This is a genomic window from Pseudomonas sp. Marseille-QA0892, from assembly GCF_054950135.1.
This window is the reverse complement of the sequence record NZ_CM143104.1, coordinates 3,224,519-3,238,507: the sequence shown is the minus strand read 5'-3', so window position 1 is coordinate 3,238,507 and position 13,989 is coordinate 3,224,519. Positions and strand designations below refer to the sequence as shown.

General features: G+C 60.5%; 15 protein-coding genes. 3 read left to right on the top strand and 12 right to left on the bottom strand.

The genetic code is table 11. The features are described 5' to 3' along the window. Positions 1-157: 157 nt before the first annotated feature. The gene (miaB, locus tag ACY8D3_RS15050) at positions 158-1,501 is read right to left on the bottom strand and encodes a tRNA (N6-isopentenyl adenosine(37)-C2)-methylthiotransferase MiaB (protein WP_462379599.1); all 1,344 of its coding nucleotides are present in this window, start codon (positions 1,499-1,501) and stop codon (positions 158-160) included. A 153-nt stretch (positions 1,502-1,654) separates the two neighbouring features. On the opposite strand from miaB, the gene ACY8D3_RS15045 reads away from it, so the two are divergent. Continuing rightward, positions 1,655-1,984: a DUF1820 family protein gene (locus tag ACY8D3_RS15045; RefSeq protein ID WP_462379598.1), complete on the top strand. Its 330-nt coding sequence runs from the start codon at positions 1,655-1,657 to the stop codon at positions 1,982-1,984. Between the two features lie 127 nt (positions 1,985-2,111). On the opposite strand, the gene ACY8D3_RS15040 is transcribed toward ACY8D3_RS15045, so the two are convergent. The 4 genes from ACY8D3_RS15040 to ACY8D3_RS15025 form a co-directional block, all read right to left on the bottom strand. Beyond that, entirely contained in the window at positions 2,112-2,651 is a 540-nt protein-coding gene (locus ACY8D3_RS15040; protein WP_462379597.1) for a tetratricopeptide repeat protein, read from the bottom strand. A gap of 222 nt (positions 2,652-2,873) precedes the next feature. Continuing rightward, on the bottom strand, positions 2,874-4,166 hold the full coding sequence (gene hemL / locus ACY8D3_RS15035; RefSeq protein WP_462379596.1) for a glutamate-1-semialdehyde 2,1-aminomutase: 1,293 nt from the start codon (positions 4,164-4,166) through the stop codon (positions 2,874-2,876). A gap of 13 nt (positions 4,167-4,179) precedes the next feature. Beyond that, complete coding sequence (thiE, locus tag ACY8D3_RS15030) at positions 4,180-4,809, bottom strand: thiamine phosphate synthase (RefSeq protein WP_462379595.1); 630 nt, start codon at positions 4,807-4,809, stop codon at positions 4,180-4,182. 12 nt (positions 4,810-4,821) lie between these two features. Further along, positions 4,822-5,619 (bottom strand): hydroxymethylpyrimidine/phosphomethylpyrimidine kinase, encoded by a 798-nt coding sequence (locus ACY8D3_RS15025; RefSeq protein WP_462379594.1) that lies wholly within the window; start codon positions 5,617-5,619, stop codon positions 4,822-4,824. Positions 5,620-5,880: 261 nt separating this feature from the next. Between ACY8D3_RS15025 and amn the strand changes: the two genes are divergently transcribed. After that, a complete protein-coding gene (gene amn, locus ACY8D3_RS15020; RefSeq protein ID WP_462379593.1) occupies positions 5,881-7,353 on the top strand; it encodes an AMP nucleosidase in 1,473 nt (490 codons plus the stop codon). Between the two features lie 82 nt (positions 7,354-7,435). On the opposite strand, the gene ACY8D3_RS15015 is transcribed toward amn, so the two are convergent. Then, positions 7,436-7,654, bottom strand: coding sequence for a hypothetical protein (locus tag ACY8D3_RS15015; protein WP_462379592.1), 219 nt, complete (start codon positions 7,652-7,654; stop codon positions 7,436-7,438). Positions 7,655-7,690: 36 nt separating this feature from the next. Next, positions 7,691-8,149, bottom strand: a complete 459-nt coding sequence (locus ACY8D3_RS15010) for a GNAT family N-acetyltransferase (RefSeq protein ID WP_462379591.1) — start codon at positions 8,147-8,149, stop codon at positions 7,691-7,693. A gap of 194 nt (positions 8,150-8,343) precedes the next feature. Here ACY8D3_RS15010 and ACY8D3_RS15005 point away from each other — a divergent pair, with 194 nt between their 5' ends. Then, positions 8,344-8,913, top strand: a complete 570-nt coding sequence (locus ACY8D3_RS15005) for a pseudouridine synthase (protein ID WP_462384398.1) — start codon at positions 8,344-8,346, stop codon at positions 8,911-8,913. A gap of 41 nt (positions 8,914-8,954) precedes the next feature. Here the strand turns inward: ACY8D3_RS15005 and yacG are convergent, their stop codons facing one another. The 5 genes from yacG to pilB form a co-directional block, all read right to left on the bottom strand. After that, positions 8,955-9,146 carry a DNA gyrase inhibitor YacG gene (yacG, locus tag ACY8D3_RS15000; RefSeq protein WP_462379590.1) on the bottom strand — a complete coding sequence of 64 codons (192 nt, stop codon included), beginning with the start codon at positions 9,144-9,146 and terminating at the stop codon, positions 8,955-8,957. Further along, the gene (gene coaE, locus ACY8D3_RS14995; protein ID WP_462379589.1) at positions 9,143-9,760 is read right to left on the bottom strand and encodes a dephospho-CoA kinase; all 618 of its coding nucleotides are present in this window, start codon (positions 9,758-9,760) and stop codon (positions 9,143-9,145) included. The genes yacG and coaE overlap by 4 nt, the downstream gene beginning before the upstream one ends. Positions 9,761-10,082: 322 nt before the next feature. After that, complete coding sequence (locus tag ACY8D3_RS14990; RefSeq protein ID WP_462379588.1) at positions 10,083-10,955, bottom strand: prepilin peptidase; 873 nt, start codon at positions 10,953-10,955, stop codon at positions 10,083-10,085. A 1-nt stretch (position 10,956) separates the two neighbouring features. Then, positions 10,957-12,174: a type II secretion system F family protein gene (locus ACY8D3_RS14985; protein WP_462379586.1), complete on the bottom strand. Its 1,218-nt coding sequence runs from the start codon at positions 12,172-12,174 to the stop codon at positions 10,957-10,959. A gap of 2 nt (positions 12,175-12,176) precedes the next feature. Further along, on the bottom strand, positions 12,177-13,877 hold the full coding sequence (gene pilB / locus ACY8D3_RS14980; protein ID WP_462379585.1) for a type IV-A pilus assembly ATPase PilB: 1,701 nt from the start codon (positions 13,875-13,877) through the stop codon (positions 12,177-12,179). Positions 13,878-13,989: the final 112 nt, after the last annotated feature.

The following is a 13,989-nucleotide window of genomic DNA, read 5'->3' as shown; positions in this document are numbered from 1 at the left end:
CAGATTCGATGAAGAGAAGGATAGCGTCGACATCCGATGAACGAAAGCCGACGTTAGCCGCATACAGGTGCCGATATTGCGTGGCAGGCTGTACGGGGCGGGTTCGCTTGGCGAAAAAGGGCTTCGCTCGACAATCACACCCCGGTATCAGCAGAGATCACGCGGTGGCGAGTTCGTTCACCAGACTGCCCCGAAGGGAGTGCGGAAGGGCGTCGTCGATGTAGACGTCGACGAACTGTCCAATCAGCCGCGCATCGGCACAGCGGAAGTTGACGATGCGGTTGTTCTCGGTCCGTCCCTGCAGCATGCCGGGGTCTTTCTTCGAGAAGTCGGTTACAAGAATACGCTGAGTGGTACCTACCATGCGTCGGCTTATCTCGAAACCTTGCTGGTTGATCCTGGTCTGGAGAATCTGAAGCCGCTGCTTTTTCAGCTCGTCGGTCGTGTCGTCGGCAAGGTCCGCTGCTGGGGTGCCAGGGCGGGCGCTGTAGACGAACGAGAACGAGAAATCGAAGCCGACATCTTGAATGAGCTTCATGGTTTGCTCGAAGTCGCGCTCGGTTTCGCCTGGGAAGCCCACGATGAAGTCCGAACTGATGCAGATATCCGGAACGGCGGCCTTCAGCTTGCGAATGCGCGACTTGTACTCGAGCGCCGTATGGTTGCGCTTCATCGCGGCGAGAATGCGGTCCGAGCCAGACTGAACGGGCAGGTGCACGAACTTGACCAGTTCGGGGATCTCGGCATGTGCCTGGATCAGGGCGTCGGAGAATTCGAGTGGGTGGCTAGTGGTATAGCGAATTCGCTCGATACCATCGATGGCCGCGACCATGTAAAGCAGTTCGGCGAAGTCCGTGATGCCGCCCGCCCCATTGTCACCGCGGTAACCATTGACGTTCTGCCCGAGAAGGGTCACTTCGCTCACGCCGTTTTCAGCGAGATGAATGATCTCCGCGAGAACGTCGTTCAGCGGTCGGCTGACCTCTTCGCCGCGCGTATAGGGCACCACGCAGAACGTACAGTATTTGCTGCACCCTTCCATGATCGAAACGAACGCGCTAGGGCCGTCCACGCGGGGCTCGGGCAGGCGATCGAACTTCTCGATCTCTGGAAAGGAAATGTCTACCTGTGGCTGCTTGGAGTCGCGCGCCGCATCGATCATCTCGGGGAGCCGGTGTAGCGTTTGTGGCCCGAACACGACGTCCACGTAGGGCGCGCGGTCGCGAATGGCTTCGCCTTCCTGGCTGGCTACGCAGCCGCCAACACCGATGACGAGATCAGGATTGACTTGCTTCAGTTCGCGCCAGCGACCCAGCTGGGAAAAGACCTTGTCCTGCGCCTTTTCGCGAATCGAGCAGGTGTTGAGAAGGATGACGTCGGCCTGCGCCGGATCTTCCGTCACTTCCAGGGCTTGGTGTTCACCGAGCAGGTCGACCATGCGCGAGCTGTCGTACTCGTTCATCTGGCAACCGTGGGTTTCGATGTAAAGCTTCTTGGCCATGGACTCGTCAGGCGTTGGAAAATGGACCGCGCATTATAAAGAGCCCCGGCAGCCGTTGATAGGGCGGTGGTCGGTTGGCACGTCGATACGTTCATGAGCGCAAGGGCTGCGTGCTACCATGCGCGCCCTTTGTCATCTATCCGACATGCACGTATGAGCAAGCGCGAATCCCCTATCTTCAAGGTCATATTCCTCAATCAGGGCCAGGTGTACGAGATGTACGCCAAGCAGATCTTCCAGAGCGAGCTGTGGGGTTTTCTCGAGATCGAAGAGTTCATCTTTGGTGAGCGTACACAGGTCGTCGTCGACCCCAGCGAGGAAAAACTCAAGGCGCAGTTCGATGGCGTTGTGCGCAGCTTCGTACCGATGCATGCCGTCATCCGCATCGACGAGGTCGAGCGCCTCGGTACACCGAAGATCAGCGAGGCGAAGGCCGGCGGGAATGTAATGCCGTTCCCTATGCCCATGCCGGATAAGCACTGACATGGAGTAGGTGCAGGTCGTTGCGAGTCAGCGACCTGCGTCGAACCGGACACGATTTACGGGTGGCATCGAGCCACGGCTTCGGCTTGCAGCCGGGGTGAGCATGGGCCCTGGTTGTAAGCTGGGATCAGGGAAGCGGTGAGAAGGGCGAGCGACCGTCGGCTGCCTGGAGTTCCATGAGGTAGCTGCGGAAGATCTGTCCCAGTACCTGGGTCGCAATCTCCAGTTCGTCGCGTTTCATCTGCGCGGCCACTACATCCGCCTCGTCCATGGCATCGTCCGAGCCGTTCACCGCGGACATCTTCAATACGACGTAGGCCTGGATGTTATTCGCAGGTACGCCGTCGCCGCGGAAGAACATCATGCCGAGCTTGTACTGCGCTTCTGCGTGGCCCTGGAGCGAGGCGCGCTCGAACCAGGTCAGCGCCTGCTCGAGATCACGAGGCGCCAGCTGTCCTTCGAAGAAATACTCGCCGAGTTCGAATTGCGCTTCGCTATCGCCCTGCTGTGCGAGCGCGCGGCAGGCGTCCAGCGCCGCCTGGCGATCGTCTGGCTCAGTATTAAGCGCACAGCGACCCGTCGCCGGCACCAGCAGCGAGTTTTCTCCAGCCAGCACGGTGGCGGGGAGAGAAAATAAGAGGCAACCCAGAACAAGGGTGCGAATCATCGGATCGAAACGCCTTCAGATCGGAACGGTTGGAGCTGGCTCAGCGAACCCGTACTCGACATTATGGATAAGCCGGTCGCGCGTTACAAAAACTTTGCACGTCTTTCTCTATGGATCAATCGGTTAGATCGATGCGCGCCGACTCCATCTACCGTTGCCACGGGCCACCCAAAGGAAGCGTCGACAACATGTCGACCGCATCAGGGTGACCCGCAGTTCCCATCACACGCCTTTGGCTATGGCCTCAAAGGCGCGCTGTGCGGCGTCAAGCGTGACGCGCAGCTCTTCTTCACCGTGGGCAATTGAGGTGAAGCCGGCTTCATATGCGCTGGGCGCCAAGTACACGCCCCCTTCGAGCATGAGGTGATAGAAGCGCTTGAAGCGCTCCGAATCGCTGCCCATGACGTCTTCGAAGGTCAGGATGTCGTCCGCGCCGCTGAAATACAGGCCAAACATGCCGCCTGCCTGGGTTGTCACGAACGGTACGCCCGCGGCGTCCGCGCGTTCCTGCATGCCTTGCAACATGCGGCTGGTGTACTGGGTCAGCTCATCATGGAAGCCAGGCCGCGAGATCAGGTTCAGTGTCGTGATGCCCGCAGCCATGGCCAGCGGGTTACCGGAGAGCGTGCCCGCCTGGTACACCGGACCAAGCGGTGCGATCTTCTCCATGATGGCGCGCTTGCCACCGAAGCAGCCGACCGGCATGCCGCCGCCAATGATCTTGCCAAAGGTCGACAGGTCGGGCGTGATGCCGTAGTGGGCCTGGGCGCCGCCCAGCGACACGCGAAAGCCGGTCATCACCTCGTCGAAGATCAGTACGACACCATGCTGGTCGCAAAGGCGACGTAGCCCTTCGAGGAAGCCAGGTACGGGAGGCACGCAGTTCATGTTGCCCGCAACGGGCTCGACGATGATGCAGGCGACTTCTTCACCCACTTCGGCGAGCGTTTTCTCGACCGCGTCGATATCGTTGAACGGAAGCGTAAGGGTGTGTCGCGCGAAGGCGGCCGGAACGCCCGGTGAGCTGGGTACGCCGAGCGTCAACGCGCCAGAGCCGGCTTTCACCAGCAGGCTGTCTGAGTGGCCGTGGTAGCAACCTTCGAACTTGATGATGCTGTCGCGCCCGGTATAGCCGCGGGCCAGGCGGATCGCACTCATGGTCGCTTCGGTGCCAGAGCTGACCATCCGGACCATGTCCATCGACGGCACCAGGCTGCAGACGAGTTCTGCCATCCGGGTTTCGAGCGCCGTTGGCGCGCCGTAGGAAAGCCCGTGCTCCAGCTGGCGACGCACAGCGTCAAGCACGTCCGGATGGCTGTGGCCGAGGATCATCGGACCCCAGGAGCCCACGTAGTCGATATAGCGCTTGTCATCTTCATCGAAGACGTAGGCGCCTTCGGCGTGCTTGAAAAACAAGGGCGTGCCACCGACGCTACGAAAAGCGCGAACGGGGGAATTCACGCCGCCCGGAATGTGTTTCTGGGCGGCGGCGAAAAGTGATTCTGAGCGTGACATGGTGGCCTCGTGGTCAGGCGGATTCGAACAGAGCGCTGAAGGCATGGGCGCGGCGCTCTACATCGTCAGCGGTGGGCGCGGAGAACAGCGCGTGGATCACCGCAATGAGGCTGGCGCCGCGAGCGATCAGCGTCGGTGCATTATCAAGGTTGACCCCTCCGATCGCGCAGATCGGCAGATTCAGTCGATTGCGGGCCTCGTCCAGGAGTTCGGGGGTCGCGGCGGGGGCGCCGGGCTTGGTTTGGGAGTCAAAGAAGCGGCCGAACGCCACGTAGGTGGCACCTTCGCGGGCGGCGGCATTCGCAAGCTCGAGGCTGGCATGACAGGTTGAACCGATAATGGCTTCTCTGCCAAGCAGTGCACGTGCGGCGGAAAGTGAGCCATCGGTCTGCCCGAGGTGCAGGCCGACACCGAGGCGTGCGGCAAGCTCGGCGTCATCGTTGATGATCAGCGTCGCCGAATGCCGCGCACAGGCTTCCCTGAGTGCATCGGCTTCGCGCAGGCGGCGCGCTTCGTCAGTCGACTTGTCGCGGTACTGGATCACTTGTGCGCCACCGCGCAGCGCGGCTTCGACGTAGGGCAGAAGGCGGCCTTCGGCCAGTAGCGTGCTGTCGGTAATAGCGTAGAGACCGCGCAGTTTCATGACGGGGGTCCTTCAGGAACAGAAGTCGAGCGGTAACCGGCGCGGGACGTACTGGCCTCGGCCCGGGCTTTCCGCATCCCGCAAGGTGCGCCACGTATAGTCCAGCGCTGTTTCAACCGCACCAGGCAAGGCCTGGCCCAAGGCCAATCGGCCCGCCAGCGCGCTTGCCAACGTGCAGCCCGAGCCGTGATAGCTGCCCGGCAGTCGTGCACAGGTGAAGGTATGTCGGCCGCCATCGCGACTGTAGAGGCGGTTGTGAACGTCGCCTTCATCACCGTGGCCGCCGGTGATCAGCAGGTGTTCGATAAAAGGCAGCAGCTTATCGGCGCATTCGTCGGCACTGCCTTCGGGCAGTTCAGCGAGGATCCGCGCTTCGGGCAGGTTCGGCGTGGCGATGGTCGATACGGGGAACAGGCGCTCCCGGACAGCATAGCCGACCTCATCCTTGCCCAGGGAGCCGCCGCCGCCCGCACGCAGTACCGGGTCGCACACCAGCGGTACGCCCGGCAGCGACTGCATGATGTCCAGCACGGTGTCGACCATTTCAACAGAACCGAGCATGCCCAGTTTGACCGCTGAAACCGGCATGTCCCCGATAACGGCCTTTGCCTGGGCAATCACCCATTCACGGTCGAGTACACGGAAATCACGCACATCGACGGTGTCTTGCACCGTCAGCGCGGTCACCGCAGGCGCAGCATGGCACCCTTGTGCGATCAAGGCTTCGATATCGGCCTGAAGCCCAGCGCCACCGCTGGGATCATGGCCGGAAAGGCAGAGTACGACGGGACGGAAGGGGTATGTATTCATGGTGCACGAGCTTATCACCATTTTGATGTTTCGCCCCAGGCGGGTAGCCCCAGGCGGGTAGCCCCAGGCGGGTAGCCAGGCGAAACTCCGAGACACTGAACCTGCCTTCAAGATCGACAGCTCCCTCGGGCGTGTGCAGGGGCCCATGTCCGTCGTTGCAAGGGCCACAGCGCATTGTCGGCAGTCTGGGCCGAAGAAGGGTGCCTTTCTGAATCGAGCGCAGGCAAGATAAGGCTCTCTTCAAGTTTGGAATCGTGTTTCATGAGCCAGCCTGCTGACGCCTTCGTTACTGTGAATACGGCCGAAGAGGCCGTCGACCGCCTCGAGTCTCTGCATCTTCAGGCCACGCGCGCGCTGAACGGTGCGCTCAAGCGCTACCTCAAGGACCGCACCGAACCCAGCGCCGAGGAGCGTGCGCTCTTTCGCTACCCCGAGCTGCGTCTGCGCTATGAATGCCACAGCGAGGTGCCGAGCACCACGAGGGCGTATGGCAAGGTCCAGGTTCCGGGTACCTATAGCGTTACCGTCACCTGCCCGGGCGCGTTTCGCAAATACTTGCTGGACCAGCTCAGGCCGTTGATCCGCGATTACGGTGTCCAGCTCGATGTAGGGCTCAGTGAACAGAACATTCCTTATCCCTACGTCGTCGACCAGGGTGATGAGCTTGCCGGCAGCGGTGTCACCGCAGCAGCCCTGGCTCGTGTATTCCCCAGTACGGACCTGTCGGCGGCGACCGATTCGGTCGCCGATGGCCTGTACGACTGGACGGATACCGACTCGCTGCCATTGGCGCTGTTCGATGCCGCGAGGACCGATTTCTCGCTCCGGCGCATCGTGCATTACACCGGCAGCGACTGGCGCAACGTGCAGCCATGGATCCTGCTGACGAACTACCACCGTTATGTCGACCAATTCATTCGCCATGGGCTCGCGCAACTGCGTGAAGACCCGCGCTTCGTGAAGATGGTATTGCCCGGCAACGTGACCATTGAACGCGGCACCTCCGAAGAGGACGCACAGGCGGTGGCCGATGCCATCGTCTGGCATCGGTACCAGATGCCTGCATACCACCTGATTGCGGCAGACGGCCATGGCGTGACGCTGGTCAATATCGGGGTAGGGCCATCCAACGCCAAGAACATCACGGATCACCTGGCGGTGCTGCGTCCGCATTGCTGGCTGATGATTGGTCACTGCGGTGGGCTGCGGCAGTCACAGACGATCGGTGACTATGTGTTGGCACATGCTTACATGCGTCGTGACGGTATCCTCGACCGGGTGCTGCCACCGCATATCCCGATTCCGGCATTGGCCGAAGTGCAGCAAGCCCTCCAAGAGGCTGCGGCCCAGGTGACAGGTGACCAGGGTGAGGTGCTCAAGCGGCGTCTGCGTACCGGGACCGTACTGACCTATGACGATCGCAACTGGGAACTGCATTGGGCTCACGAGCGCTCGGTGATCAACCTGTCACGCGCAGTCGCGGTGGATATGGAAAGCGGCACGATCGCCGCGCAGGGCTACCGACTTCGGGTCCCTTACGGAACGCTGCTCTGCGTATCGGACAAGCCGCTGCACAGTGAGATCAAGCTGCCCGGCTCCGCGTCCGGGTTCTATCAGCGCGCCGTGAGCCAGCACCTGTCGATCGGTATCGCGGCACTGGATTTGTTGCGAACGCAGCTGGATTCGCTGCATTCGCGCAAGCTGCGTAGCTTCGACGAGCCGCCGTTCCGTTAAGGCGGGTGGCGGAACAAGAACGGCGACTTCGGTCGCCGTTTTTCGTCGGGCTCTGCGGTTGGCGGAGCATCTCGAGGGATCGCTACTTCTTGCCGAACATGTACCGAAAGCGATTGCGGTTAAGTAGCACGTAGCCGGTCAGCTGGATGCCTGCAGCGATCAGGAGGCTACGCATGAGCATCGGATCGGCGGGTGTAGGGCCGGTATAGATGCGGTACAGCGCAAACGCGACGCCTGCGAGGCCGAGCAGGAAGCAGACGAGACCAAGAATGGTAAGGCGGTGGAGAGAGCGAGCGGGCATCGGTAGATTGTCAGACGTTCTGGTGGGATGGCAACGCTAACCCGAATGGACCGAGCCAGCCAAGGCCATGTGAAGGATCGGAAATGGGCGGCCGCCGCCGTCCAGTGGCGAGCGGTGAGTGACTTCGAAGCCTTGGCTGGCGTAAAACGCGAGTGCAGCGGGGTTCTGCTCGTTCACGTCTACGGCCGAGGCGCCAAGCACCCGTACGGCATGGGATAGAAGCCGTTTGCCGATACCCAGGCCATGATGCTCGGGCGCCACGAAGAGCATTTCCACCTTGCCGTCGGCATATCCGAGGAAACCTTGCGCAACACTCCTGCTGTCGCGGGCGACAACGAGTGTGACCGCCTGGAGGTATTGACTCCGGATCAGGGGCTTGAGCATCTGGATGTCCGCTTCGCTCAGGAAATGGTGGGTGGCTCGTACCGCTGCCTCCCATATTTCTACCAACGCGTCGTAATCTCCGGGCTCGGCTGCATTCAGTTCAACGTCCATCTTTGGGCTATTCCTTCAACGATTGGCGCAGCCTGCCAGTGTGAGCAACAGCGGTAAAGCTGATCCAGTCATGCACGATGACGGTAAACTGCTGGTGCCGCGGGCGCCCCCGCTGGTGGGAAGTCGAGAATCAAAGCGAGGTGTTCATGAAGCGGCCGTTGCGCCCCGGAAATAATCGTCCTGTTGCGCGGCGTATCGCCAAGGCGCCACCGGTGGAGCCGCGCCTGATTCTGCTCAATAAGCCATTCGATGTACTGACGCAGTTCCAGGACGAGGCGGGTAGGGCAACGCTGGCTGATTTCGTGCCTATGAAGGGCGTCTATCCTGCAGGCCGACTCGATCGGGACAGTGAGGGCCTGCTATTGCTCACCAATGACGGCCGGTTGCAGGCGCGCATTGCTGACCCCAAGCACAAGCTGTCGAAGACGTATTGGGTTCAGGTCGAGGGCGAGCCCACAAAGGAGCAAATCGAGCAGCTGTGTCGAGGCGTTCAGCTGAACGATGGGGTGACACTACCGGCAGAAGCGGAGCCGCTCGCACCGCCTGACCTTTGGCCGCGCCATCCGCCGGTGCGTTTCCGTAAACACATCCCAACGTCATGGTTGAGCCTGACCATTCGAGAGGGCCGCAATCGGCAGGTCCGACGCATGACTGCTGCGGTCGGCCTGCCGACGCTGCGGCTGGTCAGGGTGCGGATAGGACCCTGGTCCCTCGATGGGTTGGAGCCCGGCCATTGGCGGGACGTCGATCCGCAAGCGTTGTAATGGCCCAGGCGGTTGCGTCAGGTCGGTGCGCGTCGTGTGAATCAGTGCTCCCGGGGCAGATCGCCGGAGAAGATTTCGTCTTCTAGCGGATCACCAGGAATAGCGTGGTCCTCGGAAGCCCATGCGCCTAGATCGATCAGCCTGCAGCGATGGCTGCAGAACGGGCGGAATTTGCTTTCTGGCGTCCATTCCACTGGAGCGCCACAGGTAGGGCAGTCGACTTGCAGGGTCATGGTTGGCCTCCACGTAGGGTCAGATAAAAACGATGGAGTCTTTCCACCTCTTGGTTCAGCCAGGCCTGGTCTCGATCGTTCACCAGAATGTCGTCCGCATGCTTCAGGCGTTCGTCCCGGTGCGTTTGCGCGGCGATGATTGCGCGGACCTGCGTTTCCGAAACCCCATCGCGGAGCCGCGTGCGCTCCAGTTGAAGGTGCTCAGGCGTATCGACGACAAGTACGCGTTGAACCGCCTGCCACTGCCCGGATTCTATGAGCAGAGGCGAGACGAGGATCGCATAGGGGGACGTTCCAAGCGCCAGGTGGCGATGGGTTTCCTCCCGGATGATGGGATGCAACAACGCCTCAAGCCATTTGCGTTCATCAGGCGTCTGAAAGATCAGCTCGCGTAGGCGCGGGCGATTCAGGCTGCCGTCCGGTCGCAGTACCTCGTCCCCGAAATGCTCGGCAATGGCAGCCAGCGCAGGCTGGCCAGGCTCTACGACCCACCGTGCCACTTGATCGGAGTCCACCTGGTGGATGCCTAGCCGCTCGAAGTGCGCCGCTGCAGCGCTTTTCCCGCTGCCGATGCCGCCGGTAAGTCCGAGTATCCAGGGAGCGTGTTCAGTCATGAAGCATCCAGAGCCAGACCTGTTGGCGCGCAAGATTACCGGAGGATGCCGCTCAGGTAAAAAGCGGGCGATGGGTGTTCAGCGTTTGGATCAGCGCACGCGTATGGCTGCGGGTTGCACCCGCCCTACGGACATCGCAGGACCGTAGGGCGGGTAAAACCCGCGTACTGTTTTCAGCCGGGCTATTAGCCCTGGGTAAGGGTAAAAGATACCACTTGGCTTCCTGATGGCGCCCCGTCACGTGGCGCCGTTGTAAACGTGGCGCTTTTGTGGGTGAACTCGGTGGGCTTAAGCCCACAGCAGGGGCGAAGCTTGTTTCTGCTTACCGAAACCCTGCCACCTGAAGATAGCTGCTCGTAATCCAATCGCCCCAGATCAAGGCGATCCAGCCTGCGATAGCAAGGTAAGGTCCGAACGGCATCGGCGTACTGCTATCGGCATTGCGCAGGCGGAGCATGATAATGCCGAGAATGGCGCCAACCAGAGAGGACAGCAGAATCGTCAGGGGCAGTATCTGCCAACCGCCCCAAGCGCCAAGCATGGCAAGCAGCTTGAAGTCACCATAGCCCATCCCTTCCTTGCCGGTAAGCAGCTTGAACACCCAGTACACCGACCAGAGGCTGAGATAGCCGATCGCGGCACCCCAGACGGCATCAGGCAGCGTTGCGAAGGTTTCGACGGTGTTGAGCAAGAGGCCCAACCACAGCAGCGGCAGGACGAGTATGTCAGGAAGCAGTTGGTGGTCGGCGTCGATAAGGCTCATGGCAATGAGGCCCCAGGTCAGGACCAGCATTGCGCCGGCCTGCGCCGTCATGCCGAAATGCCAAACCAGCCAGCCACTGATCAGACCTGTCGCAAGCTCAACCAGCGGGTATCGAGAAGAGATCGCCGCCTGGCACGACGAGCAGCGGCCCTTCAGGAAGAGCCAGCTGAAAACCGGAATGTTCTCCCAAGCGCGGATCCGATGCCCACAATGGGGGCAGCGTGATGCCGGAACCATCAGGTTGAAGCGTGACGTCGGAGCGTCGGCCGGCAGTTCAAGCACCTCGCGCGCCTGTCCCTGCCATTCGCGTTTGAGCATGAGCGGCACGCGGTGAATCACGACGTTGAGAAAGCTGCCAACCAGAAGGCCCAGCACAAGCGCGCACAGGGTAGCGGCCAGCGGTTCGCTGGCCAGAAACTCGATCGCCTGCATGTCAGACCACGGAGCCGAGCTGGAAGATAGGCAGGTACATTGCGATGATCAGGCCCCCGACGAGTACGCCCAGCACCGCCATGATCATGGGCTCCATGAGTGCGGTCAGGCCGTCGACCTTGTTGTCGACTTCCTCTTCATAGTAGGTCGCAACCTTGTCCAGCATGGTATCCAGCGCACCCGACTCTTCGCCGATCGCGGTCATCTGGATAGCCATCGATGGGAACACGTTCGTGGTACGCATCGAGAAATTGAGCTGCATACCGGTCGAGACGTCCTGCTTGATCTTGTTTACCGCGTTCTTGAACACAACGTTACCGGTGGCGCCGGATACGGAGTCCAGGGCATCCACAAGCGGCACGCCGGCTGCGAAGGTGGTCGACAGGGTTCGCGCATAACGCGCGATGGACGATTTATAGAGAATGTCGCCCACGATGGGCAGCTTCAGAACCGAGCGGTCCACAAAGTCGCGGAATTTCTGCGACCGCCTGTGCGCTTCTCGGAAAGCAAAGGCCGCAGCAAACATCCCCAGCAGTACGAAGAACCAGCTTTCCTGAAGGGTCTCGGAAATACCGATGACGAACAGGGTGAAGGCTGGCAGTTCCGCGCCAAAGTTCGCGAATACGGACTGGAACTGCGGCACGACCTTGATCAATAGAATCGCCGAGACGATGACCGCGACCAGAACGACCGCGATCGGGTAGTTCATTGCCTTCTTGATCTTCTTCTTCAGAAGCTCGGTCTTTTCCTTATAGGTAGCAACGCGATCGAGCAGCGTTTCGAGTGCACCGGACTGCTCGCCCGAGTCCACGAGGTTGCAATAGAGGTCGTCGAAATGCTGGGGCTTCTTGCGAAGCGAGTTAGCAAGGCTGTTGCCCGCTGCCACCTCCTGCTTCACGTCGTCGACCAACTTGCGCATGTTCGGGTTGTCGAAGCCTTCGCCGATGATGTCGAAGGCGTTGAGCAGCGGCACGCCCGCCTTCATCATCGTGGCAAGCTGGCGGGTGAACAGGGCGATGTCCAGCGGCTTGATCTTCTTGCCCTTGCCGAACAGCGAGATGCTCTTTTTACGCACGCGCGTCGGGTTGATGCCCTGCTTGCGCAGCTGCGCTTTAACCAGCGCCGGGTTTGTCCCGCTCAATTCGCCCTTGACCTTGGTGCCTTTGCGGTCAAGGCCTTCGAAGGCGAAGATGCTGGTTTTTGCTGCTTTTGCCACCATGGTTAATCCTTGGTCACGCGGTTGACTTCTTCCAGGCTGGTAACGCCGTTCATGGCCTTGAGGAGTCCGGACGTACGCAGATCGTTATAGCCGTCCTTGCGCATCTGCACAGCGATATCGATGGAGTTGGCTTCCTCCATGATAAGGCGCTGCAATGAGGCGGTGTTTTTAACCACTTCATAGATCCCGACTCGGCCCTTGTATCCGCCCTTGCAATTTTCGCAACCAACTGGCGCATACAGCTTAAATGAACCGATCTTATCGGCCGGGAAGCCTTCCTTTTGAAGCGTTTCCGACGGAATGTCGACGGGCTTCTTGCAGCTACTGCACAGCTTGCGCGCAAGCCGCTGTGCAATGATGAGATTCACGGAAGTCGCGATGTTGAAGGCCGGGACGCCCATGTTGCGCAGGCGAGTCAGGGTCTCCGCTGCGCTGTTGGTGTGCAGTGTCGACATCACCATGTGGCCCGTTTGAGCCGCCTTGATGGCGATCTCGGCGGTCTCCAGGTCACGGATCTCACCCACCATGATGACGTCAGGGTCCTGACGCAAAAAGGCACGAAGTGCCTGAGCGAAGTCCATTCCCTGGCGTGGGTTGACGTTTACCTGGTTGATACCTTCCAGGTTGATCTCGACGGGATCTTCTGCGGTGGAGATGTTGATGTCGGTCGTATTGAGGATATTAAGGCCGGTATACAGCGACACCGTCTTGCCCGAGCCGGTGGGTCCGGTGACCAGGATCATGCCCTGCGGCTGCTTCAGTGCGGCCAGGTACAGCTCGCGCTGTTCATCCTCGTAGCCCAGGTGCTCGATGCCCATCTGCGCGCTTGTGGGGTCGAGGATCCGCATCACGATCTTCTCGCCCCAAAGGGTAGGCAGCGTGTTCACCCGGAAGTCGATCGACTTGTTCTTCGTCACCTTCATTTTGATCCGGCCATCTTGAGGCCGGCGACGCTCGGAGATATCCAGGCCAGCCATGACCTTCAGGCGCGCGGCAAGGCGGCTGGCGAGCTGGATCGGCGGCTTCGAGGCCTCATGGAGCAGGCCGTCCGTACGGAAGCGGACGCGGTAACTCTTCTCGTACGGTTCGAAGTGAAGGTCGGAAGAGCCTAGGCGGATGGCATCGAGCAGCATCTTGTTGACGAATTTGACCACTGGGGCGTCGTCGGCGTCTTCGGTACCGGCGGGCTTATCCTCGGTAACGCTCGAAGTCTCAATGCCGTCGAGATCAACGTCATCTAAGTTCTCAAGTCCCGTTGTTACACTGTCGAAGAACTTCTCGATGGCTGCCGTGAGCTTATCGTCTTCCACAAGCACCGGCTCGATGGTAAGGCCCGTACTGAATTGGATATCGCGAATGCCTTGCTGGTTAGACGGGTCTGAAACCGCCACGAACAAGCGAGTCCCGCGCTTCCATAGTGGAAGCAGCCTGTGCTCGCGCACAAGCTTCTCGCTGATAATGTCCTGCGGCTGCGTTTCCTTATCGATAGCGGCAAGGTCCATGAGTGCAACCCCAAACTGATCACTTGCCAGCTCCGCCACCGCGCGCCCTTTCGCCAGTTTGTTCTGCACAACGTAGTGCACAAGCGACACCTTGTCCCGCTGCGCCTGGTTCTGCGCCTGCTGAGCGGCACGCTCATCGAGCAGGCTCGCCTGGACCATTTGCCTGGCAAGGCCGGAAAGGGGAGTGGAATCGGGTGTCATGGCTGCTACCTGGCTTTTCAGAATGCGGCCGTTATAGCGCAGCCATACGGGTGTGCCAAATCACCGTTCTTAAGGTGCCAAAAAGTGTCACTACGTGCGTCTGCGTGAGAGT